Annotated in this window: 23 protein-coding genes; 8 read left to right on the top strand and 15 right to left on the bottom strand. The window is 73.1% G+C overall.

The window, feature by feature from the left end; genetic code table 11:
* Positions 1-255 precede the first annotated feature (255 nt).
* Together AC07GB_RS34950 and AC07GB_RS34945 are read left to right on the top strand one after the other, a co-directional pair.
* The gene (locus tag AC07GB_RS34950; protein ID WP_478852686.1) at positions 256-1,047 is read left to right on the top strand and encodes a hypothetical protein; all 792 of its coding nucleotides are present in this window, start codon (positions 256-258) and stop codon (positions 1,045-1,047) included.
* A 112-nt stretch (positions 1,048-1,159) separates the two neighbouring features.
* On the top strand, positions 1,160-1,510 hold the full coding sequence (locus tag AC07GB_RS34945) for a hypothetical protein (RefSeq protein ID WP_478852684.1): 351 nt from the start codon (positions 1,160-1,162) through the stop codon (positions 1,508-1,510).
* An 82-nt stretch (positions 1,511-1,592) separates the two neighbouring features.
* Here the strand turns inward: AC07GB_RS34945 and der are convergent, their stop codons facing one another.
* The 5 genes from der to AC07GB_RS34920 form a co-directional block, all read right to left on the bottom strand.
* Positions 1,593-3,089: a ribosome biogenesis GTPase Der gene (gene der / locus AC07GB_RS34940; RefSeq protein ID WP_478852682.1), complete on the bottom strand. Its 1,497-nt coding sequence runs from the start codon at positions 3,087-3,089 to the stop codon at positions 1,593-1,595.
* A gap of 74 nt (positions 3,090-3,163) precedes the next feature.
* Positions 3,164-3,796 carry a lysophospholipid acyltransferase family protein gene (locus AC07GB_RS34935; RefSeq protein WP_478852748.1) on the bottom strand — a complete coding sequence of 211 codons (633 nt, stop codon included), beginning with the start codon at positions 3,794-3,796 and terminating at the stop codon, positions 3,164-3,166.
* Between the two features lie 56 nt (positions 3,797-3,852).
* Positions 3,853-4,542 carry a (d)CMP kinase gene (gene cmk, locus AC07GB_RS34930; RefSeq protein ID WP_478852746.1) on the bottom strand — a complete coding sequence of 230 codons (690 nt, stop codon included), beginning with the start codon at positions 4,540-4,542 and terminating at the stop codon, positions 3,853-3,855.
* A 134-nt stretch (positions 4,543-4,676) separates the two neighbouring features.
* Complete coding sequence (locus AC07GB_RS34925) at positions 4,677-5,762, bottom strand: prephenate dehydrogenase (RefSeq protein ID WP_478852680.1); 1,086 nt, start codon at positions 5,760-5,762, stop codon at positions 4,677-4,679.
* A 162-nt stretch (positions 5,763-5,924) separates the two neighbouring features.
* Positions 5,925-6,407: a YidB family protein gene (locus tag AC07GB_RS34920; RefSeq protein WP_478852744.1), complete on the bottom strand. Its 483-nt coding sequence runs from the start codon at positions 6,405-6,407 to the stop codon at positions 5,925-5,927.
* Positions 6,408-6,554: 147 nt separating this feature from the next.
* On the opposite strand from AC07GB_RS34920, the gene AC07GB_RS34915 reads away from it, so the two are divergent.
* From AC07GB_RS34915 to AC07GB_RS34900, 4 genes are read left to right on the top strand one after another with little or no spacing between them, the layout of a single operon-like run.
* Positions 6,555-7,223: a hypothetical protein gene (locus AC07GB_RS34915; RefSeq protein WP_478852678.1), complete on the top strand. Its 669-nt coding sequence runs from the start codon at positions 6,555-6,557 to the stop codon at positions 7,221-7,223.
* A 50-nt stretch (positions 7,224-7,273) separates the two neighbouring features.
* Positions 7,274-7,855, top strand: coding sequence for a DUF6529 family protein (locus tag AC07GB_RS34910; protein WP_478852676.1), 582 nt, complete (start codon positions 7,274-7,276; stop codon positions 7,853-7,855).
* Positions 7,852-8,334 carry a Rieske (2Fe-2S) protein gene (locus AC07GB_RS34905; RefSeq protein WP_478852674.1) on the top strand — a complete coding sequence of 161 codons (483 nt, stop codon included), beginning with the start codon at positions 7,852-7,854 and terminating at the stop codon, positions 8,332-8,334. Before AC07GB_RS34910 ends, AC07GB_RS34905 begins: the two co-directional genes overlap by 4 nt.
* 21 nt (positions 8,335-8,355) lie before the next feature.
* Complete coding sequence (locus tag AC07GB_RS34900) at positions 8,356-9,102, top strand: nucleotidyltransferase domain-containing protein (protein WP_478852672.1); 747 nt, start codon at positions 8,356-8,358, stop codon at positions 9,100-9,102.
* On the opposite strand, the gene AC07GB_RS34895 is transcribed toward AC07GB_RS34900, so the two are convergent.
* The 10 genes from AC07GB_RS34895 to AC07GB_RS34850 all read right to left on the bottom strand — a co-directional run bounded on the left by AC07GB_RS34895 (position 9,028) and on the right by AC07GB_RS34850 (position 20,675).
* On the bottom strand, positions 9,028-9,774 hold the full coding sequence (locus tag AC07GB_RS34895; protein ID WP_478852742.1) for a nucleotidyltransferase domain-containing protein: 747 nt from the start codon (positions 9,772-9,774) through the stop codon (positions 9,028-9,030). The two genes, AC07GB_RS34900 and AC07GB_RS34895, sit on opposite strands and share 75 nt — an antisense overlap.
* A gap of 14 nt (positions 9,775-9,788) precedes the next feature.
* Positions 9,789-10,979: a pseudouridine synthase gene (locus AC07GB_RS34890; protein ID WP_478852670.1), complete on the bottom strand. Its 1,191-nt coding sequence runs from the start codon at positions 10,977-10,979 to the stop codon at positions 9,789-9,791.
* Between the two features lie 12 nt (positions 10,980-10,991).
* The gene (gene scpB, locus AC07GB_RS34885; protein WP_478852740.1) at positions 10,992-11,633 is read right to left on the bottom strand and encodes an SMC-Scp complex subunit ScpB; all 642 of its coding nucleotides are present in this window, start codon (positions 11,631-11,633) and stop codon (positions 10,992-10,994) included.
* A 2-nt stretch (positions 11,634-11,635) separates the two neighbouring features.
* Complete coding sequence (locus AC07GB_RS34880; protein WP_478852668.1) at positions 11,636-12,607, bottom strand: segregation and condensation protein A; 972 nt, start codon at positions 12,605-12,607, stop codon at positions 11,636-11,638.
* A gap of 17 nt (positions 12,608-12,624) precedes the next feature.
* Positions 12,625-13,215 carry a hypothetical protein gene (locus AC07GB_RS34875; protein WP_478852666.1) on the bottom strand — a complete coding sequence of 197 codons (591 nt, stop codon included), beginning with the start codon at positions 13,213-13,215 and terminating at the stop codon, positions 12,625-12,627.
* Positions 13,200-14,327 carry a ParA family protein gene (locus tag AC07GB_RS34870; RefSeq protein WP_478852664.1) on the bottom strand — a complete coding sequence of 376 codons (1,128 nt, stop codon included), beginning with the start codon at positions 14,325-14,327 and terminating at the stop codon, positions 13,200-13,202. The genes AC07GB_RS34875 and AC07GB_RS34870 overlap by 16 nt, the downstream gene beginning before the upstream one ends.
* A 363-nt stretch (positions 14,328-14,690) precedes the next feature.
* Complete coding sequence (gene ald, locus AC07GB_RS34865) at positions 14,691-15,815, bottom strand: alanine dehydrogenase (protein ID WP_478852662.1); 1,125 nt, start codon at positions 15,813-15,815, stop codon at positions 14,691-14,693.
* 134 nt (positions 15,816-15,949) lie between these two features.
* Positions 15,950-18,136: a tetratricopeptide repeat protein gene (locus tag AC07GB_RS34860; protein WP_478852660.1), complete on the bottom strand. Its 2,187-nt coding sequence runs from the start codon at positions 18,134-18,136 to the stop codon at positions 15,950-15,952.
* Positions 18,137-18,311: 175 nt separating this feature from the next.
* Entirely contained in the window at positions 18,312-18,938 is a 627-nt protein-coding gene (locus AC07GB_RS34855) for an NUDIX domain-containing protein (protein ID WP_478852658.1), read from the bottom strand.
* An 87-nt stretch (positions 18,939-19,025) separates the two neighbouring features.
* Positions 19,026-20,675 (bottom strand): CTP synthase, encoded by a 1,650-nt coding sequence (locus AC07GB_RS34850; protein ID WP_478852656.1) that lies wholly within the window; start codon positions 20,673-20,675, stop codon positions 19,026-19,028.
* A 463-nt stretch (positions 20,676-21,138) separates the two neighbouring features.
* Here AC07GB_RS34850 and AC07GB_RS34845 point away from each other — a divergent pair, with 463 nt between their 5' ends.
* Together AC07GB_RS34845 and AC07GB_RS34840 are read left to right on the top strand one after the other, a co-directional pair.
* On the top strand, positions 21,139-22,950 hold the full coding sequence (locus AC07GB_RS34845) for a glycoside hydrolase family 15 protein (protein ID WP_478852738.1): 1,812 nt from the start codon (positions 21,139-21,141) through the stop codon (positions 22,948-22,950).
* Positions 22,951-23,069: 119 nt separating this feature from the next.
* Positions 23,070-24,728, top strand: coding sequence for a PucR family transcriptional regulator (locus AC07GB_RS34840; RefSeq protein ID WP_478852654.1), 1,659 nt, complete (start codon positions 23,070-23,072; stop codon positions 24,726-24,728).
* Positions 24,729-24,738 lie beyond the last annotated feature (10 nt).

Raw genomic sequence — 24,738 nt, 5'->3', positions numbered from 1 at the left:
CCCTTTCATCAGTGCATATGTGCATTTAGCCGCCCTCCGTCCTGACGATCTGTGACTCACCTCACCGGGTCAACTTCCGTGCATGCGACAGGTGTTGGCGCGGAGTGACAAATTCCGCCCATCAACTCACCCTCTGCTTACGCCAGTTCAATTCCGCGCCCCTCGTGCGTGACTTGGGCCACTGATCGCCCGTTGTCTCCTTCATGAGCCGGGCACCACCCGGACGCCCCACGCATCGATTCCGAGGAGTCACCCGTGCCGCGCATGCTCGACCTCAGTGACGAGGTACGCGCCGAGATCGGCGACGAAGAAGCCGACCGCCTGCTCGCCGGAGAGAACGCCCCGGGTGCCTACGACTGCACGTCCTGCCGCACCCCGGGCGACTCCGAGCGCGAGCGCACCAGCACGGTCCTGTTCGTCGGCGACGAGACCGCCGTGCTCGCCTTCGCCCACGCCACCTGCCTGCCGTCCCAGATCGTCGAGGTCTCCGAGGAGCAGCTCCAGGGCGCCGTACGGTCCATCACCGGCGAGGACGCCGTGCCGTCGCAGCGCCCCGCCGACACCGGGCCCGAACAGGCCGTGCTCGGCGTGACCAGCGGTCTCGTCCTCATCGACGGCGAGCTGCACCCCGCGCTCGTCGTCGAGCCGACCGGCCCCATCGCCCGCCCCGGCGCGGCGCCCGGCGGCGGCGACGACTTCCTGCCGCTCCTGATCGAGCACGGCTTCATGCCCGTGACCTCGCTCGCGGGCGTGCCCCCCACGCTGCACGGCTGGTCGGTGCTGCTCGCCGTGGGCCAGCTGCACGCCATCCTCCAGCCCGGCACGGGCTCCGGCTCCCCCGTCGCCTGGTGGCAGGCCCACCAGCCCCTCCAGGTCACGGACGGCTGGCGTGCGGCGGCCAACAAGCTCCAGTCGGTCCTCCTGTACGCGACCCCTTCGGGCACCGTCGGCCGCCAGCCCCGCGAGGACCTGCTGCGTGACGCGCTCGACCGCGCGGCGGCGCGGGGCCAGCTGGTCGCCTGCGCGATGCCGCTCGCGGGCACCTGAGCGACATTGGCGGCCCGGGCCCCGCATCCCGGGAACCCCCCAGGTCGTTGGCTCAGACGTGCACGTATACGACGCCACACCCCACCGGCCGTACGCCGGCCCCATCCCGTCCATGCGCACCGCACAGGACACCACGGGCGCCTTCTCGGCCACGCCGATCTACGACGCCCTGTACTCCGAGTACCTCAGGGCGTTCCGGGCCCTGCCGGGCGACCGGACCGGCGAGGAGGAGCTGAGGTTCACCGGCTTCGGCCCCGGGCCGTACGGCCAAGCCGCGCACCACGGCGCCATGCGGCACGACCCGCGCCACACCCCCCGGCACGATCCGCGCCACGACCCGCGTCACGACCCCCGGCACCACGCCTTCAACGTCGCCCGCTACGGCCAGCCCACCCAGGTCGACCACCACGGCTACGGCCACCTCTTCCCGGCCGCCCTCCCCCCGGGCCCGCGCCGGGGCTGACCACCCGCCCCTCCCCCACGACGATGCCCGGCCCTCCCCGTGGAAGGCCGGGCATCGGCACGCGGACCGCGGTGGGCGGCGGCTACTTCTTCTTCTGGGCCTTCTGCCCGCGCTTCTCGCGCACCCGCACCGAGATATGGATCGGCGTGCCCTCGAAACCGAACTCCTCGCGCAGCCTGCGCTCCACGAAGCGGCGGTAGCCGTGCTCGATGAAGCCCGATGCGAACAGGACGAACCGCGGCGGCTTGGTGCCCGCCTGGGTGCCGAAGAGGATGCGCGGCTGCTTGCCGCCCCGCACCGGGTGCGGGTGGGCGGCGACCAGCTCACCGAGGAACGCGTTCAGACGGCCCGTCGGCACGCGCGTCTCCCAGCCCGCGATGGCCGTCTCGATCGCCGGGACGAGCTTCTCCATGTGCCGGCCCGTGCGCGCCGACACGTTCACCCGCGGCGCCCACGCGACCTGCGCCAGCTCCGTCTCGATCTCCCGCTCCAGGTAGTAGCGGCGCTCCTCGTCGAGGGTGTCCCACTTGTTGTACGCGAGGACGATCGCGCGGCCCGCCTCCACCGCCATCGTGACGATGCGCTGGTCCTGGATGCTGATCGATTCACTGGCGTCGATAAGGATGACCGCGACCTCCGCCTTCTCCACGGCGGCCGCCGTGCGCAGCGAGGCGTAGTAGTCGGCGCCCTGCTGGAGGTGGACGCGCTTGCGGATGCCCGCCGTGTCGACGAACTTCCAGGTGACGCCGCCCAGCTCGATCAGCTCGTCGACCGGGTCGCGGGTGGTGCCCGCCAGCTCGTTGACGACGACGCGCTCCTCGTTCGCCACCTTGTTCAGGAGCGAGGACTTGCCCACGTTCGGGCGGCCGATGAGCGCGATGCGGCGCGGGCCGCCGACCGCCGTGCCGAAGGTCTGCGAGGGCGCCTCGGGAAGGGCCTCCAGGACCGCGTCGAGCATGTCGCCGGTGCCGCGGCCGTGCAGCGAGGAGACCGGGTGCGGCTCGCCGATGCCGAGGGACCACAGGGCGGTGGCGTCGGCCTCGCCGCTCTGGCCGTCGACCTTGTTGGCGCAGAGCACCACGGGCTTCTTGGCCTTGCGGAGCAGCCGGACGACGGCCTCGTCGGTGTCGGTGACGCCGACCGTGGAGTCGACGACGAACACCACGGCGTCGGCGGTCTCGATCGCGTACTCGGCCTGCGCGGCCACCGACGCGTCGATGCCGAGGACGTCCTGCTCCCAGCCGCCGGTGTCGACGACCTTGAAGCGGCGGCCCGCCCACTCGGCCTCGTAGGTGACGCGGTCACGGGTCACGCCCGGCTTGTCCTCGACGACGGCCTCACGGCGGCCGATGATGCGGTTCACGAGCGTCGACTTGCCGACGTTCGGCCGGCCGACGACGGCGAGGACCGGGAGCGGGCCGTGGCCCGCCGCCTCGATGGCGCCCTCGACGTCCTCGACGTCGAAGCCCTCGACGGCGGCGAGCTCCATGAACTCCGCATACTCGGCGTCGCCAAGCGCCCCATGGTCGTGCTCGACGTGCTCCGCCGGCTCGCCCTCGGGCTGGATCTGGTCGTTCATGAAGTCCGTACCTCGTCGTTCATCGTGGTGATCGGTGACCCCTCCGTACGACGGGTCACTACTGAAAGTCTGACTCAGCGCCCGGTCAGGCGCCTGGCGTTTTCCAGGTGGGCGGTCAGGCGCCCCTGGATGCGCACGGTGGCCTCGTCGAGCGCCTTGCGCGTGCGCCGCCCGCTGCCGCCCGCCCGTCTCCCGCCACCGCCCTCAACCGAGCTACGCGCCCCTTCTTGCGCCTCGAAGGGGTCGCCGAAGACGACGTCCACGCGGCTGCGCAGCGGCGGCAGCTGCCGTATCAGACGGCCACGCCGCTCCGTGCTGCCCAGGACGGCGACCGGCACGATCGGCGCCCCGGAGCGCACCGCGAAGTACGCGAGGCCCGCGCGCAGCGAGGCGAAGTCGCCGTCGCCCCGGGTGCCCTCGGGGAAGATCCCGAGGACGCCGCCCCGCGCCAGGACGCCGAGCGCGTCGGTGATCGCCGTGCGGTCGGCCGTCGAGCGGTCGACCTTGACCTGGCCGATGGCGTCCAGGAACGGCCCGAGCGGGCCGACGAACGCCTCCTTCTTGATCAGGAAGTGCGCCGGCCGGGGCGCCACGCCCATGACCATCGGGCCGTCGACGTTGTGCGAGTGGTTGACGGCCAGGATGACCGGGCCGCTCGCCGGCACCCGCCAGGAGCCGAGCACGCGGGGCTTCCACAGGCCGTACATCAGGCCGACGCCGATGCGCCGCCCGACCTCGGCCCCGCGCTCGGATGCCGCGGAGGTCACTTCCCGGCCCGCTTCTCCTCAACGAGGGTGACGACGCACTCGATGACCTGCTGGAGCGACAGCTCGGTGGTGTCGACCTCGACGGCGTCGCCGGCCTTGGCGAGCGGCGACGTCTTGCGGCTGGAGTCGGCGGCGTCGCGCTGGATCAGGGCCTCGCGCGTGGCGTTCACGTCGGCGCCCTTCAGCTCGCCGGAGCGGCGGGCGGCACGGGCCTCCGGGGACGCCGTGAGGAAGATCTTCAGGTCGGCGTCGGGCAGGACGGTGGTGCCGATGTCCCGGCCCTCGACGACGATGCCCTTCTCCGCGGCGAGCGCGATGGAGCGCTGCAACTCGGTGATCCGGGTGCGCACGTCGGGGACGGCGCTGACGGCGCTGACCTTGGAGGTGACCTCCTGCGTGCGGATCGGGCCCGCCACGTCCGTGCCGTCGACCGTGATCGTCGGGGCGGCCGGGTCCGTGCCGGAGACGATCTCGGGCTTGCCGGCCGCGGCGGCGATCGCGCCGGGGTCGGTGAGGTCGATGCCGTTGGTCACCATCCACCACGTGATCGCCCGGTACTGGGCGCCGGTGTCCAGGTAGCTCAGGCCGAGCTGGGCGGCGACGGCCTTGGACGTGCTGGACTTGCCCGTGCCGGACGGCCCGTCGATGGCGACGATCACGGTGCCTGCGGCAGCGCTGTTTTCCAGGGATTCCACGGGCTGCGGGTGCCTTTCTCGGGGCGCGGGTCGGAGCGGGACGCACGCGACGCCCCGCACAAGGTTACTGGCTCCCGCCCCGGCCCCCGCGTGGCCACCTGCCCACCGTCCCGCGGGCGCCCCCGCTACGGCCGCAGCGACCAGCCCCGCTCCCGCAGCGCCGCGGCCAGCGGGGCCGCCGCCGCGGGCTCCACCATGAGCTGGACCAGGCCGGCCTGCTGTCCCGTGGCGTGCTCGATGCGGACGTCCTCGACGTTGACCCCGGCGCGCTCCGCGTCGGCGAAGATGCGGGCCAGCTGCCCCGGCTGGTCGTTGATGAGCACCGCCACGACCTCGTACGCGGACGGGGCGGAGCCGTGCTTGCCGGGCACCCGGGCCCGGCCCGCGTTGCCCCGCCGCAGCACGTCCTCCACGCCCGTGGCGCCGTCGAGCCGCTTGGTCGCGTCGGCCGACTCCAGGCCCCGCAGCGCGGTGACGGTCTCCTGGAGGTCGGCGGCGACGTCCGCGAGCAGGTCGGCGACCGGGCCCGGGTTGGCGGAGAGGATGTCGATCCACATCCGCGGGTCGGACGCGGCGATGCGGGTGACGTCGCGGATGCCCTGGCCGCACAGCCGGACCGCCGACTCCTCGGCCTTCTCCAGGCGGGCCGCGACCATGCTGGAGACCAGGTGCGGCATGTGCGAGACGAGGGCGACGGCCCGGTCGTGGGCGTCGGCGTCCATGACGACCGGCACGGCCCGGCACTGGGCGACCAGCTCCAGGGCGAGGTTCAGCACCTCGGTGTCGGTGTCCCGGGTGGGCGTGAGCACCCAGGGGCGGCCCTCGAAGAGGTCGGCGGACGCGGCGAGGGGCCCGCTGCGCTCGCGCCCCGACATGGGGTGCGTGCCGATGTACGGCGTCAGGTCGAGGCCGAGCGACTCCAGCTCGCGGCGGGGCCCGCCCTTGACGCTCGCGACGTCCAGATAGCCGCGGGCGAGGCCGCGGCGCATGGCGTCGGCGAGGGTGCCCGCGACGTGCGCGGGCGGCACCGCGACCACGCACAGGTCGACGGGGCCCTCGGGCTCCGCGGCGGTCCCCGCGCCGAGCGCGGCGGCCGTACGCGCCTGCTCGGTGTCGTGGTCGGCGAGGTGGACGGCGACGCCGCGGCGGGCCAGGGCCAGGGCGGCCGAGGTGCCGATGAGGCCGGTGCCGATGACGAGGGCTGTTCTCACTGGGCGATGTCCCCGTAGTTTCCGTGCTGCTGCGGTGCTGCTGTACATCGCGTCCCGATGTACGTCGCGTCCCGATGTACGGACAGCCTAGTCACCGCCCGTGACACGGGTGCGCGGCGCCCGTCTGCCGAGACGGACGCCGCGCACCGGCCGCGGGCGGCCTCAGAGCTGCTGCTTGATGAGGTCCTCCAGGGAGCCGCTCGGCACCTGTCCGCTCGGGGTCAGCTTGTCGACGACCTGCGGCAGTTGCTGGGCGATCTCGTCGGCGGCCTGCTCGGGCGAGACCCCGGCGTCCTTGGCGACCTGCTGGAGCGTGTCGTCGGGCAAGGCCTCCTTGACCTGCGCGCCGGACACCGGCTGGTTCTCGCCGGAGCCGACCCACGACTGGGCCTGATCGGCGAGCCCGGCCTTGGTCAGCCCGTCGAGGAGGCCGCCCAGTGGGTTGTTCCCGCCGCCCTTGCTCATCAGCGCGCCGAGCAGGGCACCGAGGACGTCGGCGCCGCCACCGGACTGGCCTGTGCCCTGCCGGCCGCCTCCGAGGAGACCACCCAGGAGGCCGCCCAGATCGTTACCCGCCATGGTCGTGCCTTTCGCTTCGACGGCCGGGCCCCGCCCCGTGGGCCAGGGGCCCCGGACCCTGCCAATGTCACCCGGACCGCCGCGCCCCGCCACTCGGAGCGACCGGCGCGGGGCCCACCCGCACCATGCGTGCACAGCCCCCGTGCGCCCCTGGACGGCCGGGTGCGGGTCGGCTTGCATGGAGGGGGCAGGCCGCGCGCCTCGGGGGGACGTATGAAGCGCTCAGGACCCTTGTTCACGCTGCTCGGGGGGCTGCTGCTCGCCCTGTTCATGCTGTCGCTCAACGCGGCCACAGGGTCGGGCAGTTCCTCGTACGGCGACTCCTCGTCCGGCGCGGTGAGGCCCGCGCCGCCGCCCACCGCGAGCACCGGGACTCCGGCGAAGCCGTCCCCTCCGAAGAAGCCACGGCCGCCCGCCGACGGCAGGTACACGGGCCGCACGGACGACGACACCGCCTCCGTCGCCCTCACCCTGCGCGACGGCAGGGCCACGGCGTACTTCTGCGACGGCAGAGCCACGGAGTCCTGGCTGAAGGGCGACGTCGAGGACGACGGCTCGCTGCGCCTCACCGGCAAGGGCGGCGCGAAGCTGGAGGGCCGCGTCAAGGGCGACACGGTCCGCGGCACGGTCGACGTCCGCGACGGGCCCCGGGCCTTCACCGCGCCCCGGGCGGAGAAGCAGTCGGCGGGGCCGTACCGCGCGCGGGCCGAGGTGCGCGGCGAGCGCCTCGACGGCGGCTGGATCGTCCAGCCCGACGGCAGCCAGGTGGGCATCCTCAGCCGCGACGGGAGGCCCGCCGCAGCCCCCCGCCTGGACCCCGGCACCGGCGCCGTCCGGCTGCCCGGCGGCGGCCGTCTCACCGCCCGCCCCGCCGTGCCCTGAGCGCCCTGAACACCCCGCCGCACCCATCCGCGCCCGCCCCGGGAGGCCCCGTGAGCGTCGACCCCAATGCCCCCACCCAAGGCGCCGGCTTCCCCGCGGGCCCGCGCCGTGAGCACCCGGCCCGCTATCTGCTGCCCGCCGTGGTCGCGGCGGTCGTCGCGGTGGGCCTGGGGGCGTACGGAAAGGCCCACGACCCCGAGGGCACCGCCTTCAACCTCGCGGGCTTCAGCTCCACCAGCGCCGTGAAGTCCTGGCTCGCCACCACCGCGTTCGGCTTCGCGCTGATCCAGGCCTGCTCCGCCCTCATGGTCTACGGCAGGCTGCCCGGACCCTCCTGGTCGGCGACGCTGCACCGCTGGTCGGGCCGGATCGCGTTCCTGGTGGCCGTGCCGGTCGCGGTGCACTGCCTCTACGCGCTCGGCTACCAGACGTACTCGACGCGCGTGCTGTGGCATTCCTTCCTCGGCTGCTTCTTCTTCGGCGCGTTCAGCGCCAAGATGCTGCTGCTCCGCTCGGCACGGCTGCCCGGCTGGCTGCTCCCGCTGGTGGGCGGGGCCGTCTTCGCGGTGCTCACCGTGGTGTGGGTGACGTCGGCCCTGTGGTTCTTCCGTACGGTCGGAGTGACGACGTGAGCGGCGGCGGCCCCGCCCAGGGCCCCACAGGCCCCGTCCCGGGCCCCACACGGCGTACGGCCCTCCTCGCGGCCGCGGCCGTGGCCGTGGCCGCCTGCGACAAGTACGGCGACGAGGGCGCCGAGCCGGACCCGCCGGAGTCCAGGCCCCCGTCCTCCGGGGGCAGCGCGCCCGGCGGGACGGCGTCCGAGGCGCCGCCCCTGGCCAGGACGACGGAGATCCCGGTCGGCGGCGGCAAGGTCTTCGAGGCCGAGAAGGTCGTGGTGACCCAGCCCGACGAGGGGGACTTCAAGGCGTTCTCCGCGGTCTGCACGCACCAGGGCTGCACGGTCCGTGACGTGTCCGGCGGCACGATCAACTGCCCGTGCCACGGCAGCAAGTTCCGCGTCGCGGACGCCGCGGTGGCGGACGGCCCCGCGCCGCGCCCGCTGTCCCCGCGGAACATCTCCGTCACCGGAACCGCGATCCGGCTCACCTGACCCACCGCGTACGCTCCGCGGATGGACAACCCCCAGGACCTGGTCCGCGACCACACGATCTACGCCTGCGTGATGGGCTCGCGCGCCTTCGGCCTGGCCACGGACGACAGCGACACCGACCGCAGAGGCGTCTTCCTCGCGCCGACCCCGCTGTACTGGCGCTTCGAGAAGCCGCCCACGCACGTGGAGGGGCCGGCCGAGGAACAGTTCGCCTGGGAGCTTGAGCGGTTCTGCGAGCTGGCCCTGCGCGCCAATCCGAACATCCTGGAGTGCCTGCACTCCCCGCTCGTCGAGCACGTCACGGACACCGGCCGCGAACTGCTCGCGCTGCGCGCCGCCTTCCTGTCCCAACAGGCCCACGAGACCTTCGCCCGCTACGCCCTCGGCCAGCGCAAGAAGCTGGAGGCGGACGTCCGCACGCACGGCGCCCCGCGCTGGAAGCACGCCATGCACCTGCTGCGGCTCCTGATGAGCTGCCGCGACCTGCTCAGGACCGGCGAGCTGACCATCGGCGTCGGCGACCAGCGCGAACCGCTGCTCGCCGTCAAGCGCGGCGAGGTGCCCTGGCCCGAGGTGGAGGCCCGGATGGCCCGGCTCGCCGCGCAGTGCGAGGCGGCGGCGCCCCGCACCCCGCTGCCGCCGGAGCCGGACCGCCGCCGCGTCGAGGACTTCCTGTACCGCACCCGCCTGGCGTCAGCCCGCGAGGCGTACGCGGACGACCAGGTCGTGCAGGGCGTCGTACGCGGTGTGCGCCCCCGGCAGGGCTGACCCCGCCCGCGCCTCGTCAAGGACGGCGCGCAGCCGCTCCACGTCGGCGCTCACCCGCCGCCGGTCCACGTCGGCGCCGCCGTGCTCGGCCTCCCGCTTGGCCTCGACGAGGTCGGACAGATAGCCGGGCGCCTCGGCGACCTCGTCCACCAGCGTGGGCAGATGCGCGACGACGCCGCCGCCGCGCATCAGCCGGATCCCGGTGAGCAGCACCCGGAAGGTGTAGAGCAGCGGCTTCAGCTCGCCGTTCTTCTCGAAGAGGCGCCACTGCGTCGCGGCGAACCCCCGGTAGTGGTGGGCGTGGTGGCTGGTCAGGACGGAGGGCGCGAGGGCGACCAGCTCAGCGTGGGTGTCGGTGGTGTGCGCCACCAGCGGGGACAGGAGCTGCTCCAGGACGTAGCCGTTGTGCCGGAGCATGAGGCGTACGAACTTGCGCAGGTCGTGCGTCACGAGGTCCATCTCGACCCCGTCCCGGTCCCACATGAGGGACCGGGTCTCCTGGGGCTCCCGGAGGCCCACCAGGTCGGCCGCCGGCAGCAGGTGGACGCCCCGCAGGTCCACGTCCGAGTCCCGCGAGGGGAACCCGTACAGATGGGCCCCGGACACCGTCGCGAACAGCAGCGGGTCGGCCTGCTCCGCCGCGACGGCGCCCAGGTCGAGCGCGTCCACCACCGACTCCGTGAGCACTACAGGTCGACTTCCTTCATCAGCATGCCGACCTCCGTGTTGGACAGGCGGCGCAGCCAGCCCGACTTCTGGTCACCGAGCGTGATCGGACCGAAGGCGACCCGCACCAGCTTGTCGACGGGGAACCCGGCCTCGGCGAGCATGCGGCGCACGATGTGCTTGCGGCCCTCGTGCAGGGTGACCTCGACCAGGTAGTTCTTGCCGGTCTGCTCGACGACGCGGAAGTGGTCCGCGCGCGCGTAGCCGTCCTCCAGCTGGATGCCGTCCTTGAGCTGCTTGCCCAGGTCGCGCGGGATGGGGCCGACGATGTGCGCGAGGTAGACCTTCTTCACGCCGTACTTGGGGTGGGTCAGGCGGTGGGCCAGCTCACCGTGGTTGGTGAGCAGGATGACGCCCTCGGTCTCGGTGTCGAGCCGTCCCACGTGGAAAAGCCGCGTCTCGCGGTTGTTCGTGTAATCGCCCAGGCACTGGCGCCCCTCGTTGTCCTCCATGGTGGAGACGACGCCCGCGGGCTTGTTCAGCGCGAAGAACTGGTACGACTGCGTGGCCACGGTCAGGCCGTCGACCTTGATCTCGTCCTTCTCGGGCTCCACGCGCAGGCCCTGCTCCAGGACGATCTCGCCGTTGACCTCGACGCGGGCCTGCTCGATCAGCTCCTCGCAGGCGCGCCGCGAGCCGTAGCCCGCGCGGGCCAGGACCTTCTGGAGGCGCTCGCCCTCCTGCTCGGCGCCCGGGAAGGTCTTGGGGAGCTTGACCTCCTTCTTGCCCGCGTACCTGTCGCGGTTGCGCTCCTCGGTCCGCGCCTCGTACTCGCGCGAGCGCGCGGGGGCCGTGCGGCCGCGCCCCGCGCCGGGGCCGCGCTGGTCCTGGGAGCGCTTGGGGCCGCCCTTGGCTCCGCCGCGCGCCGAGGCGCCGCGGCCCGACTTCGGGCCGTCCTGCGAGGCGCCCGGGCCCACGTCGTAGCGGCGCTCCTCGGGGCGGGGCTTGCTGGGGCGGCTCTGCCTGTCGTCGCGGTCGTTGCCGGCGCCCCGGTAGTTGCCGCGGCCGCCGCCGCTGCCGCTGCCTCGCCCGGCGCCGCCACCGCGGCCGGCGCTGCCGCCGCGCCCGCCGCTGCTGCCGCGGCCGCCGCTGTTGCCACCACGGCTCCCGCCGTTGTTTCCGCTGCTGTTCCTGCCGCTGCTGCTTCGCATCAAAGTTCCGTCTTAGGTCGTCTGCGTCTTCTCGTCCGGGGCGTCGGGCGCGTCCGGATCGAACGACGGAAGTCCTTCCTGCGTCTCGGCCTCGATCGCCTCCGCCTCGGGGAGGAAGGGCGCGAGTTCCGGAAGCTCGTCCAGGCCGCGCAGGCCCATCCGCTCCAGGAAGTAGTTCGTCGTCCTGTACAGGATCGCACCTGTTTCGGGTTCCGCGCCCGCCTCCTCCACCAGACCGCGCTGGAGCAGGGTGCGCATGACCCCGTCGCAGTTCACTCCGCGCACCGCGGAGACCCGCGAGCGGCTGACCGGCTGGCGGTAGGCGACGACGGCGAGCGTCTCCAGGGCCGCCTGGGTGAGCCGGGCGTGCTGGCCGTCCAGGACGAAGCCCTCGACGGCGGACGCGTACGCGGGGCGCGTGTAGTACCGCCAGCCGCCCGCCACCAGGCGCAGCTCGAAGCCGCGGCCCTGGGCGGTGTACTCGTCCGCCAGCTCGCGCAGCGCGTCCGCGACGGCCCGCCGGGGCCGCTGGAGGACCTTCGCCAGGTGCTCCTCGGTCGCGGGCTCGTCCACGACCATGAGGACGGCCTCAAGGGCGGGCTTGAGGGCGAGGCCGGCGACCTCCGCCCGCAGCTCTCCCGCGGGGCTCTCGATGCTCACGGTGTCTCCTGATCCGGCTCGGGGGCCCGGTCGAACTCGTCGGTCACGGTCGGCTCGCCGTCGCCGTCCCCGCCCGTCCAGCGCACCGTCAGCTCGTCGAGGGCGTGCTCCTGCTCCAGGGCGACGGCCTTCTCCCGGTACAGCTCCAGGAGCGCGAGGAAGCGCGCGACGACGGTCAGGGTGTCGTCGGGCCCCAGCTCCTCGATCAGGACGCGGAAGCTGGCCTCGCCGCGCTCCCGCAGCCGCGCCACGACCACGGCCGCCTGCTCCCGCACGGAGACCAGCGGCGCGTGGATGTGGTCGACGTACACCTGCGGCTTCGCCCGGGGCTGCATCGCCTTCACGGCGAGCTTGGCGAACCCCTCGGCGCCGATGCTGATGACGACCTCGGGCAGCAGCTCGGCGTGGTGCGGTTCGAGCCCGACGGTCCGCGGGTAGCGGCGCGCCTCGTCGTCGAGGCGACCGCTGAAGATGTCGGCGATCTGTTTGTACGCGCGGTACTGGAGCAGTCGCGCGAACAGCAGGTCACGCGCTTCCAGCAGGGCCAGGTCGGCCTCGTCCTCGACCTCGGCCGCGGGAAGGAGACGGGCCGCCTTCAGGTCGAGCAGGGTCGCGGCGACCACCAGGAACTCGGTCGTCTGGTCCAGGTCCCAGTCGGGCCCCATGGCCCGGATGTGCGCCATGAACTCGTCGGTGACCTTGGACAGGGCGACCTCGGTGACGTCCAGCTTGTGCTTGGCGATGAGCTGGAGCAGCAGGTCGAAGGGGCCCTCGAAGTTGGCGAGCCGGACCTTGAACCGCCCGTCGTCGGGCGCGGGGTCCCGGGGCGCCTCGGGGGGCCGCGGGGGCTCGCCCCCGGCCTCGGCGGGAGGCGGGCTCGGGGCGGCGTCCGCCCCCGGTCCCCGCCCCAGCGCGCGTCGGCGGGCGGGCGGCGGTGCGGATGCGGTGCTGGTCGAGGTGGTGGGCATTACGCGGAAAGGTACCGCTACCGCCCGCGCAGACGGCGTACGAGGATGCTCGCGTCCCCGCGCGATTCCAGGTCGGCCAGGACGACGGCGACGGCCTCGCGCACGATGCGCCCGCGGTCCACGGCGAGCCCGTGCTCCCCGCGCAGGACGAGCCGCGCGTGCTCCAGGTCCATCAGTTCCTCGGCGGAGACGTACACGGTGATCTTCTCGTCGTGCCGCTCGCGCCCGCTGGGGCGCCGGTTGGCGGCCCGGCCGCGCTTGCGCGTCTGGGTGGCCGTCGAGCCCGCGTTCTTGCCCGTGCCGGAGCTGCCAGAACCTTCCTGCGCCGGGCGGCGCCCCTGCCCGGCGTCGTCGTCCGCCGCGGCACGCCCGCGCGCGCCGCTGCCCGGCTCCGCCTCGCCCGCGGGGTGCTCGGCGGACTCGCCGTCACCCGGGGCGGCGGCGGAGGCGTGCGACTCCTCCGCCGCGGTCTCGTCGCTCTCGCCCGCGGGCGCGGGCACCCTCGCCTCGCCATTCGTCTGCCGCCGCGGCGTCGAGGCCTGCAGCGCCATGCCCCCGGTCGTACGGAACAGTTCGTCGGCCCCGGGCAGACTCACTCGGCGTGACACCGGGCGAGCACCTCCCTGGCGAGCTGGCGATAGGCGGCCGCGCCGACCGAGTTCGACGCGTACGTCGTGATCGGTTCACCGGCGACCGTGGTCTCCGGGAAGCGCACGGTCCGGCCGATCACCGTGTGGTAGACGTGGTCGTCGAACGCCTCGACCACGCGCGCGAGGACCTCGCGGCTGTGCACCGTGCGCGAGTCGTACATCGTCGCGAGGATGCCGTCCAGCTCCAGGTCGGGGTTGAGCCGCTCCTGGACCTTCTCGATGGTCTCGGTGAGCAGGGCCACACCGCGCAGCGCGAAGAACTCGCACTCCAGCGGGACGATGACCTTGTGGGCCGCGGTGAGCGCGTTGACCGTGAGCAGGCCGAGCGAGGGCTGGCAGTCGATCACGATGTAGTCGTAGTCGGCCATCAGCGGCTTCAGGGCGCGCTGCAGCGTGGACTCGCGCGCGACCTCGCTGACGAGCTGCACCTCGGCGGCGGACAGGTCGATGTTGCTCGGCAGCAGGTCCATGTTGGGGACCGCGGTCTTCAGGAGCACCTCGTCGGCGGACATGCCCCGCTCCATGAGCAGGTTGTAGACCGTGAGGTCCAGCTCCATCGGGTTCACGCCGAGGCCGACCGAGAGCGCGCCCTGCGGGTCGAAGTCGACGAGCAGGACCCGGCGGCCGTACTCCGCGAGCGCTGCGCCCAGGTTGATGGTCGACGTGGTCTTGCCGACGCCGCCCTTCTGGTTGCACATCGCGATGATCTTCGCGGGGCCGTGGTCGGTCAGGGGTCCCGGGATCGGGAAGTACGGCAGCGGACGCCCGGTCGGGCCGATGCGCTCGCGGCGCTGACGCGCGGCGTCGGGGGCGAGCGTGGCCGCGTACTCGGGGTCGGGCTCGTACTCCGCGTCGGGGTCGTAGAAATGACCCTGGGGCAGTTCCTCGTAGTCGGCGAGGGGGGTAGGGGTGGTGTTGTCGCCACTCCGGTCGCCGGCCATGGCGTTCACGTGTTGGCCATCCATGCTCTGGGGTGCTGACGGTGTCGGACTCTGGCGGGCTTCGAAGGTGTGGACAGCGACGGAGCCGACAGCCTGAAGCCCGACGGGGCCCTGGCCTCGTCCAGTCATTCCTGGTTGACCACCCCCGGGAGCAAATGTCGACTCATTCACAAGTCGTCTTACCTCCTTGGTGACCAGGAAATTTCTAGATAGGTCAGCGTGGCACCATGCCGACGGTTGGCGACTCTATGGCGTGTCACCGCTCCGCAGCAACACAATCCGCCGGACCCGGCCCGATGTGTCGGCAACGGAACACCCCGGTGTCAAGGGCGTATGCCGCTTCGTCAGCTCGATTCCGGGGTGCGCGAAACGGTTAAAAGGTAAGTTTCACGGCGAGTTGACCGCGTTCGCGCCGAACCACCGGCGGCCGGACCCCTCACAAGGTCCGGCCGCGGGCGTGAGATTGACGACTTTTGTTGACGTTCGCCGAGATCAGCCGAGCAGGGAGTCCAGCTCCACGTGCTCGTAGCCGTGCGCCTCGGCGACCTCCTTGTAAACGACCTTGCCGTCATGCGTGTTGAGTCCGAGCGCGAGCGCCGGGTCACGGCGCAGGGCCTCGGCCCAGCCGTTGTTGGCGAGGGACACGATGTACGGCATCGTCGCGTTGGTCAGCGCGTACGTGGAGGTGTTGGGCACCGCGCCGGGCATGTTGGCCACGCAGTAGAAGACCGAGTCGTGCACCGGGAAGGTCGGCTCGGCGTGCGTGGTCGCGCGCGAGTCCTCGAAGCAGCCGCCCTGGTCGATCGCGATGTCGACAAGAACACTTCCCGGCTTCATGCGCGAGACCAGCTCGTTGGTGACGAGCTTGGGGGCCTTGGCGCCCGGGATGAGGACGGCGCCGATGACGAGGTCGGCCTCCAGGCAGGCCTTCTCCAGCTCGAAGGCGTTGGAGACGACGGTCTGGATCTTGGTGCCGAAGATCTTGTCGGCTTCCTTGAGCTTGTTGATGTCACGGTCGAGCAGGGTGACGTGGAAGCCCATGCCGATGGCGATCTGCGCCGCGTTCCAGCCGGAGACGCCGCCGCCGATGACGACGGCCTTGCCGGCCGCCACGCCCGGGACGCCGCCGGGCAGCACGCCGCGGCCGCCGACCGCGCGCATCAGGTGGTACGCGCCGACCTGCGGGGCGAGGCGGCCCGCGACCTCGGACATCGGGGCGAGCAGCGGCAGGGCGCGGCTGGGCAGCTCCACCGTCTCGTAGGCGATGGCCGTGGTGCCCGACTCCAGGAGGGCGTCCGTGCACTCCTTGGAGGCGGCCAGGTGCAGGTAGGTGAAGAGCGTCTGGTCCTTGCGGAGGCGGTGGTACTCCTCCGCGATCGGCTCCTTGACCTTCAGGAGCAGGTCGGCCGATGCCCAGACCTCGTCGGCGGTCTCGAGGATCTCGGCGCCCGCGGCGACGTACTCGTCGTCCGTGATCGACGAGCCGACACCGGCGTTGCGCTCGATGACGACCTGGTGGCCGTGGCGCACCAGCTCGTGCACGCCGGCGGGGGTGATGGCCACCCGGAACTCGTTGTTCTTGACCTCGCGGGGGATGCCGACCTTCACGTCGATCACGGTCCTTGGCTCAGGGGGATTCAGGGCAATGCGGGACATACCGGCACGCACGAGGGCGCATCGGAAGACACCACGTAGACACGCGGCGGAGCCATTCTAATGAAGGAGTTCTCGCTGTCTAGCCTTTCAAAGCATCAATCTCTTCCGGATGCACTACGGATTTCGTAGGCGGAGGCCGGGGCTCCATCCATCGAGGCAGGCCCCGCGACCTCGGCGGACCCGCCCGTCAGCTCACTTCCCAGCATGCGCTCGGCGGCCGCGCGGTGCAGCCGGGCGGCCGCCGGGTCGCCCAGCCGGTCCAGGGTGTCCGCGAGCCGCAGCTGGAGCGCCGCAAGGAGCCGGGCGTCCTCCGCCTGCCGGGCCAGGTCGATCGCCTCCTGGCAGGTGCGCAGGCAGTCCTCGGGCCGCCCCGCGTACTCCTGGACCCGCGCCAGCTCGCCGAGCGCCCGGGCCCGGGCCGGGAGGTCCCCGGTCCTGCGGTGGCCCGCGACGGCCGAGCGCCAGTTGCGCAGGGCCTCGCCGTAGCGGCCGGCGTAGGTGTGGGCGGTGGCGATGCGGCCGTGCAGGCGGGCGGCGTCGGCCCACTCGCCGCGGGCCTGGCGCTCGGTGAGGGCCCTGCCGTACCAGTCGGCGGCCCGGGGGTAGTCCCCCAGCTCCTGGTAGGCGCCGCCCACGGATTCCATCGCGCGCCCGGTCGCGTACGGGTCGCCCGCCTCCCGGGCGCAGTCGAGCGCGACCCGGTAGCGGGCGAGCGCCTCGTGCGTGCGCCCGGTGCGCGCGTCCAGGTCAGCGAGGTTGAGCAGCGCGGCGGCCTGCTCCCGCGGCAGGTCGCGGCGCTCGGCCACGTCCAGGACGAGCTGGTGGATGCCGTACAGGTCGGGGGCGGCGGCCTCGGTGCCCCAGTGCGCGGCGAGCGCCCGGGTCAGGGCCGACATCAGCCGCCGGGCGAGCGTGTCGAGTTCGCCGTCCGCGACCGCGAGCCGGGCCGCGGCGAGCAGCGCGGGCCTGCGGATGCGCAGCCACTCGGCGGCGGCGCGCGGGTTCGGGAAGCGCAGGGCGCGGGGCAGCCCGGCGAGCTTCTTGCGCGCGGCCGAGTCGCCGGGTTCGGTGATCGCGCGGCAGGACTGGAGCAGCCGCACGGTCCGCTCCAGCATCCGGGCGCGCGCCAACTGCACCTCCCCTGGCCGGTCCTGGCTCTCCATCAACTCCCTGAGCAGCGGCACCAGACAGCCCGGCACGTCGTACTGCGGCAGCGGCGAGTCCACGGCGCGCAGCAGGCCGAGCGCGACGAAGTCGTCGAGCGTGGCGCGCGCCGCGTTCACCGAACAGCCCGCGAGCGCGGACGCGGTGTGCGGGTCGACGTACCCGGCGGGGGCGAGGCACAGCAGGCGCAGTATCCGCGCGGCGGGCGCGGGGAGTCCGGCGTAGGCCTGCCGGAAGACGCGGGCGAGCCCCGAATCGGCCGCGCCGTCCTCGGGCAGCTCGCGGACCTGCTTGGCGAGGTCGGCGACGGCCGCCTTGGGCCGGGCGGCGAGCCAGCCCCCGGCGATCACGAGGGCCGCCGGGTGGCCGCCGCAGGCCTCGACCAGGCTCTCGGCGGAACGCGGGTCGACGGTGATGCGCACCGAGCCCGCGCTGCGGGTGAGCAGGTCGAGCGCGGCCTTGGTGTCCAGGCCGCCGAGCGTGCAGGGCCGTACGTCGGGGATGCCGGTGAGGGGGCCGCCGGACACGGCGACGACCAGGCAGTCGGGAGTGTCCGGGAGCAGCGGGTCGACCTGTGCGGCCCCCGCGGCGTCCAGGGCCTCTGCGCCGTCGGCGTCGGTGGCGGCCTCGTCCGAGCCCCTGGCCGGGGCGGCGGTGTCCGCGACGTCGTCCAGGAGCAGCAGCGCCCTGCGGTCGGCGAGGGCCGCGCGCAGGGTCGCGGTCAGGTCGTCCTCGCCCGCGCCCGCGGGGGCGGGCACGGCGAGCGCGTCGAGGAGTTCGCGGGCGGTGCGCTCGGTGGGGACGGGGGTGCCGTCGGGGTCGCAGAGGCGGGCGCGCAGGATCCCGTCGGGGTAGGCGTCGGCGAGCTGCCGGGCCAGTTCCTCGGCGAGGGCGGTGCGGCCGGAGCCGGGGCGGCCCGCGATGAGCAGGACGCGGGCGCGCGGGGCCTTGCGGCCCGAGAGGGTGTCGAGCCCGGCGCGGCCGATGTCGGCGCGGAGTTCCTTCAACTCCCGGTGGCGGCCCACGAACCGGCCCCCGTCGGCGCCTGCCGCCGCGCTCGTGGGCGGCGGTGCGGCACCCCGCGCCGCACCGTCCGTGTCGAGGGCCTGATCCGTCACGGGTAACGCTCCCGTCGCCTGCGCACGAGCCCGCCGGGACTCCGGGCGGGACGCTTGCAGAGCCTAGTTCAGGCCCTGCCACCACCCCGGTGCCACGGCGCGCCGAAGTCGCCCGATCGGATCAGGAGATGGTCACACCGCAGGGGGTGTGTGCCCCGGCGCCCCGAGGGGCCCGCTACGCCTCGAAGGGGCGCGCGGGCCACGGCGCTTCCGCCGGGCGCAGCGCGTCCAGGCCCTCGCCGCGCAGGGCTGCCGTGAGCGACAGGACGCCGACGACCAGGCAGTTGTTGTGCAGCTCACCGGCGAGGACACCGCGGACGAGGTCGTCGAGGGGGACCCGCGCGATCTCCATGTCGGCTTCCTCCTCCTCGACCTCGAAGCGCTCGCCCTCGGCCTCGGAGAGCTGGCGCGCGAGGAAGACCCGCACGGCCTCGTCGCAGCCGCCGGGGGTGGTGTAGACGTCGGTCAGGACGCGCCAGTCCTCGGCCTTGATGTGCGCTTCCTCGTACAGCTCGCGCTGGGCGGCGTGCAGCGGGTTCTCGCCGGGCACGTCGAGGAGGCCCGCGGGGATCTCCCAGAGCTTCTGGCGCACCGGGTGGCGGTACTGGCGCACCAGGACGACGCGGCCGCTCTCGTCGAGGGCCAGGACGGCGACGGAGCCGGGATGGACCTGGTAGTCGCGGCGGGAGACCGAGCCGTCCGGCATGACGACGTCGTCGGTGCGCACGGAGGTCTTGTTCCCGACGAACGGCGTGGCCGTCGCCGTGATCCGCCACTCCTCCGCGGTGTCCTTGATCGTCATGTCGTCCTGCCCTTCCACACGTCCATACGAAAGCCGGGGTACGCGCCCCCCGAAGGGCCGTACCCCGGCAACCGTATCGCTCTTGTGTTACTTGCCCGTCTTGCGCTTCACCGCGGCCTTGACCAGGCCCGCGAAGAGCGGGTGCGGACGCGTCGGGCGCGAGCGCAGCTCGGGGTGCGCCTGGGTGGCGACCAGGTACGGGTGGACCTCGCGCGGGTACTCGACGTACTCGACGAGCTTGCCGTCCGGCGAGGTGCCGGAGAACTGGATGCCGGCCTTCTTCTCCAGGTCCGCGCGGTAGGCGTTGTTGACCTCGTAGCGGTGGCGGTGGCGCTCCTCGACGTACTCCTTGCCGTCGTACACCTCGCGCACGATGGAGCCCTCGGCGAGCTTGGCGGGGTACATGCCAAGGCGCATCGTGCCGCCCATGTCGCCCTCGCCCGCGACGATGTCGAGCTGCTCGGCCATGGTGGAGATCACCGGGTGGGCGGTGGCGGCGTCGAACTCGGTGGAGTTGGCGTCCGGGATGTCCGCGAGGTTGCGGGCCGCCTCGATCACGATGCACTGGAGGCCGAGGCAGATGCCGAGCAGCGGGATCTTGTTCTCGCGGGCGTACTGGATCGCGCCGACCTTGCCGGAGACGCCGCGGTCGCCGAAGCCGCCGGGGATCAGGACCGCGTCGACGTCGCCGAGCTGCTTCTTGGCGCCCGCCGGGGTCTTGCAGTCGTCCGAGGTGACCCACTTGACCTTGACGCGGGCCTTGTTGGCGAAGCCGCCGGCGCGCATGGCCTCGGTGATGGAGAGGTAGGCGTCGGGCAGGTCGATGTACTTGCCGACGAGCGCGACGGTGACCTCGTGCTTCGGGTTGTGCACGCGGTCGAGCAGGTCGTCCCACTGCGTCCAGTCGACGTCGCGGAACGGCAGGTCGAGCTTGCGCACGACGTAGGCGTCCAGGCCCTCGGTGTGCAGGACCTTCGGGATGTCGTAGATCGACTTGGCGTCGATGGCGGCCACGACGGCGGCCTCGTCGACGTCGCACATCAGCGAGATCTTGCGCTTGATGGCGGTCGGCACGTCGCGGTCGGCGCGCAGCACGATCGCGTCCGGCTGGATGCCGATGTTGCGCAGGGCGGCGACCGAGTGCTGGGTCGGCTTGGTCTTCAGCTCGCCGGAGGGGCCGATGTAGGGAAGCAGCGAGATGTGCACGACGAAGACGTTGTCGCGGCCGACCTCGTGGCGGACCTGGCGGACGGTCTCCAGGAACGGCAGGGACTCGATGTCGCCGACCGTGCCGCCGACCTCCGTGATGACGACGTCGACGTCGTCGGTGGCCATGCGGCGGATGCGGTGCTTGATCTCGTTGGTGATGTGCGGGATGACCTGCACGGTGTCACCGAGGTACTCGCCGCGCCGCTCCTTGGCGATGACCTGCGAGTAGACCTGGCCGGTGGTGACGTTGGCCGAGCCGTCGAGGTCGACGTCCAGGAAGCGCTCGTAGTGCCCGATGTCCAGGTCGGTCTCGGCGCCGTCGTTCGTGACGAACACCTCGCCGTGCTGGAAGGGGTTCATCGTGCCCGGGTCCACGTTCAGATACGGGTCGAGCTTCTGCATCGTGACCCGCAGGCCCCGCGCCTTGAGGAGCGCACCCAGGCTCGAGGCCGTCAGGCCCTTGCCGAGCGAGGAGGCGACGCCCCCGGTGACGAAGATGTGCTTGGTCGTCGTGGATGTGGGTGGCATGGCCAACAGGGGGCTCCCGTGCGTCGCGGTCTGGGGTGCGTACCGGCGTCCGCTCCGTGCTTGCTTCTGCGCTCGGAGGGAGGTGCCGTCGCTGCGGTTCGGGGGTTCTAGGACCACCGGCTCACGGGCTACCAGGGTATCAGCGTCAAGAGGGGGCTGCTTCCGGCCACCTCTTGACACGCGCATTCACGTGACGTACATGATCTTCACCGTGTACGCACGTGCGTGCCGCAACTCGTTCGGCCTAGCCACGTTGGCTGGACGAGGGGGCAGATTCCGGCGGCGCCGATGTATGTTGCTCGGACACTTGCTGCCGACCCATGCGCGCGGGCGGAACCATCCCCCGTCGGCTTTTCTGGAGACCACCGGAAACACTGAGGGCCGGCAGTTCGTTCTTTGCAGCGAACCCTTGACCGTAGAACGAGCGCCCCGAGAGCGGGCGAACGTGGCCGTTTGAATGGGGATGCACGTGGCCGGGCGCATCGAGGATTACGCACTGATCGGAGACATGCAGACCGCGGCGCTGGTCTGCCGGGACGGCACGGTCGACTGGCTGTGTCTGCCCCGCTTCGACTCCCACGCCGTCTTCGCGGGCCTCCTCGGCACGGAGGAGCACGGCTTCTGGCGCATCGGCCCCGCGCACAGTCCGAGCGCGCCGCCCCCCGCCGCGAGCCGGCGGACCTATCGCGGGGACTCACTGGTCCTGGAGTCCGAGTGGGACACCCCGCGGGGCACGGTCCGGGTGATCGACTTCATGCCCCCGCGGGACAGCGACGCCCCCCAGCTGGTGCGGATCGTGGAGGGCGTCAGCGGCCGTGTGCCGGTGCGCTCGGCCCTGCGGATGCGTTTCAGCTACGGCCGCGTCGTGCCCTGGGTGCACAAGGTCGACGACCGCACGGTGGCCGTGGCGGGCCCTGACTCGGTGTGGCTCGACACCTCCGCCGAGACCTTCGGCGAGGACCTGACGACGTACTCGGACTTCACCGTCGGGCCCGGCGACCGCGTCGCCTTCACCCTCTCCTGGCAGCCCTCCCACAAGCAGCCGCCCGCGTACCCCGAGCCGGAGGCCGCGCTCACGGCGACCGAGGAGTTCTGGCGCGAGTGGGTCGAGCACTGCACGTACCACGGGCCCTACCGCGAGGCGGTGGTGCGCTCCCTGATCACCCTCAAGGCCCTGACGTACGCGCCCACGGGCGGCATCGTCGCGGCCCCCACCACCTCCCTGCCCGAGGACATCGGCGGCTCCCGCAACTGGGACTACCGCTTCACCTGGCTGCGCGACGCGGCCATCACGCTCTCCTCGCTCCTGCGCACCGGCTACCGCGAGGAGGCCCGCGCCTGGCGCGAGTGGCTCCTGCGGGCCGTCGCGGGCGACCCGGAGAACCTCCAGATCATGTACGGCATCGCGGGCGAGCGCGAGCTGGGCGAGGCCGAGCTGGACTGGCTCCCGGGATACGAGAACTCCGGCCCGGTCCGCGTGGGCAACGGCGCGGCGCACCAGCTCCAGCTCGACGTCTACGGCGAGGTCACCGAGGCCCTCCACCTGGCCCACATGACGGGCCTCGCCCGCAACGACTACGCCTCCCTGCTCCAGCTCAAGCTGATCCGCTACCTGGAGACGCACTGGACCGAGCCGGACGAGGGCATCTGGGAGGTCCGCGGCCCGCGCCGCCACTTCGTGCACTCCAAGGTCATGGCCTGGGTCGCCGTCGACCGCACCATCAAGCTCATCGAGTCCGGCGACGCGGACGGCCCCCTGGAGCGCTGGCGCGAGCTGCGCGACGACATCCACCGGGACGTCTGCGAGAGGGGCTACGACAAGGAGCGCAACACCTTCACCCAGTCGTACGGCTCCAAGGAGCTGGACGCCTCCCTGCTGCTCATCCCGCAGGTGGGCTTCCTGCCGCCGGACGACAAGCGGGTCATCGGCACGATCGAGGCGATCCAGCGCGAGCTGTCCACCCCGGACGGCTTCATCCTGCGCTATCCGACCTCCGGCGACGACGCGGGCGTGGACGGCCTGGAGGGCGACGAGGGCGCGTTCCTCGCCTGCTCGTTCTGGATGGCCGACGACCTGGCGATGATCGGCCGTGTGGACGAGGCCCGCAAGCTCTTCGAGCGCCTCCTCGCCCTGCGCAACGACCTGGGACTGCTCGCCGAGGAGTGGGACCCGCGCCTGAAGCGCCAAGTGGGCAACTTCCCACAGGCGTTCAGCCACGTGCCGCTGATCGACACGGCCCTGCGGCTCACGGCCTCGGGCGCGTACGGCGGGTGACCGGCCACGGGCGGGTGGCGGCCGGGTGAAGTCCCGGCCGCCAGGACACCTCGCGGCGGCGACCGCGCGGCCCCGGACGGCGGCGGATGCCCCGACGCAGGTCAGGTAGCGTCCGCCCCATGGAAAGTCAGGACACCCAGGGCGGCATCACCGTACAGCGGGCACTGGAGCTTCCGGGCCTGCGCGGCGGCCTCCCCGAGGTCGTCGCGGGCGCCGACCGGCTGCACCGGACGGTGCGCTGGGTGCACGCCGGCGAGGTGCCGAACATCGCCTCGCTCCTCAAGGGCGGCGAGCTGCTCCTGACCACCGGGCTCGGCCTCGGCACGCGCCCCGCCGACCAGCGCGCCTTCGTGCGCGACCTGGCCGAGCGCGGCATCGCCGCCCTGGTCGTCGAGCTGGGCCCGCGCTTCTCCCGGCTGCCCGCCGCGCTCGTGGACACGGCCCGCGCGGCCGGGCTCCCCCTCGTCCAGCTGCACCGCGAGGTGCCCTTCGTGGCGGTCACCGAAGAGGTGCACACGGAGATCGTCAACGGCCACTACGCGCTCCTGCGCCGCGCCGACGAGGTGCACCGGCGCTGCACCGACGCGCTCCTCGGCGGCGGGGGCGTGCCCCAGGTCCTGTCCGTCCTCGCGGAGTTCAGCGGCAACCCGGTCTTCCTGGAGACGGCCGAAGGACAGCTCCTGTACGCGGCCGGGGCGGGCGGCGCGTGCGCGGACCCGCTCCAGGTGTGGGAGGGCCTGCGCGAACGCCAGGCCGACCGGGACGAGCCGCCCGCGGGCACGGTCCTCGTGGACGTGCCGGGCGGCGGCCCCGGGACCGGCTCGGTGCGGGCCCGCCTCGTGCTGCTCGCCGTCGAGTCCCCGCTCCAGCCCGTGCACCGGATCGCGGCCGAGCGGGCCGCGAGCAGCCTCGCGGTGGTCCTGATGCAGGCGCGCCAGGAGGAGGAGCTGGCCGCCCGCGGCCGCGGCGACTTCCTCACCGACCTCGCCGAGGGCCGCGTCAGCGCCGACGACGCGCCCGCGCAGGCCCGCGTGCTCGGCTTCAAGCCGGGCCGCAGCCCCCTCCTGCCGGTCGTGATGCGCCTGGCGGGAGCCGCCGCGGGGACACCGTCCGGCAGCGGCTGGGCGGTGCTCGCCCGCGCGGTCGCGGAGGAGCTGTCGGCGGTGGGCGTGCCGGTGCTGCTCGGCGTACGGCCCGTGGAGGGAAGGGTTCCGCTCCTGCTCGGGCTCCGCTCCGACGCCGAGCGCGCCACGGTCGCCGACCGGGTCGCGGCCGCCCTGCGGGCCGGGGTGGAGCGGGCGGGCATGCACCGGGCGGACGCGCCGCCTCCGGTCGTGGTGGTGGGCGTGGCGGGCGGCTGGGCGGCGGCGTCCGCCGGGCTGCGGCACGCGGCCGAGACCGCGACGGCGGCACAGGGCCTGCCGGAGAGGCCCTGGTACGACGCCCGGCGCCTGGACATCGACCTGCTCCTGTGGCGGCTGCGGGCCCACCCCGACCTGGCGGCGTTCGTCGACCGCGCGATCGGCCCGCTGCGCGCCCACGACCAGCGCTCCAAGCCGCCGCTGCTGCCCACCCTGGAGACGTACCTGGCCCACGCGGGCCGCAAGGCGGAGACCGCGCGCGAGCTGCATCTGAACCGCCAGACCCTCTACAACCGCCTGGCCCGCATCAGCGAACTCCTGGGCACCGACCTCGACGACCCGCAGACCGTCCTGGCCCTGAGCCTGGCCCTGCGGGCCCGCAGGCATGTACCGGGGGCGCAGGCCGGCTCGGCCTGACGCGGGCCCG

It is taken from the genome of Streptomyces sp. NPDC045778 (genome assembly GCF_056431945.1).
Note: the sequence above shows the minus strand (reverse complement) of the source record. Positions and strands in the feature narration are given on the sequence as shown.

Coding starts and splice junctions, on each gene's coding strand:
- AC07GB_RS34945 (WP_478852684.1), top strand. CDS start 1,160: ATGCGCACCGCACAGGACACCACGGGCGCCTTCTCGGCCACGCCGATC.
- AC07GB_RS34845 (WP_478852738.1), top strand. CDS start 21,139: ATGCACGTGGCCGGGCGCATCGAGGATTACGCACTGATCGGAGACATG.
- AC07GB_RS34855 (WP_478852658.1), bottom strand. CDS start 18,938: ATGACGATCAAGGACACCGCGGAGGAGTGGCGGATCACGGCGACGGCC.
- AC07GB_RS34935 (WP_478852748.1), bottom strand. CDS start 3,796: ATGTACGGCCTGTGGAAGCCCCGCGTGCTCGGCTCCTGGCGGGTGCCG.
- AC07GB_RS34915 (WP_478852678.1), top strand. CDS start 6,555: ATGAAGCGCTCAGGACCCTTGTTCACGCTGCTCGGGGGGCTGCTGCTC.
- AC07GB_RS34870 (WP_478852664.1), bottom strand. CDS start 14,327: ATGACTGGACGAGGCCAGGGCCCCGTCGGGCTTCAGGCTGTCGGCTCC.
- AC07GB_RS34880 (WP_478852668.1), bottom strand. CDS start 12,607: ATGCCCACCACCTCGACCAGCACCGCATCCGCACCGCCGCCCGCCCGC.
- AC07GB_RS34900 (WP_478852672.1), top strand. CDS start 8,356: ATGGACAACCCCCAGGACCTGGTCCGCGACCACACGATCTACGCCTGC.
- der (WP_478852682.1), bottom strand. CDS start 3,089: ATGAACGACCAGATCCAGCCCGAGGGCGAGCCGGCGGAGCACGTCGAG.
- AC07GB_RS34840 (WP_478852654.1), top strand. CDS start 23,070: ATGGAAAGTCAGGACACCCAGGGCGGCATCACCGTACAGCGGGCACTG.
- AC07GB_RS34850 (WP_478852656.1), bottom strand. CDS start 20,675: ATGCCACCCACATCCACGACGACCAAGCACATCTTCGTCACCGGGGGC.
- AC07GB_RS34890 (WP_478852670.1), bottom strand. CDS start 10,979: ATGCGAAGCAGCAGCGGCAGGAACAGCAGCGGAAACAACGGCGGGAGC.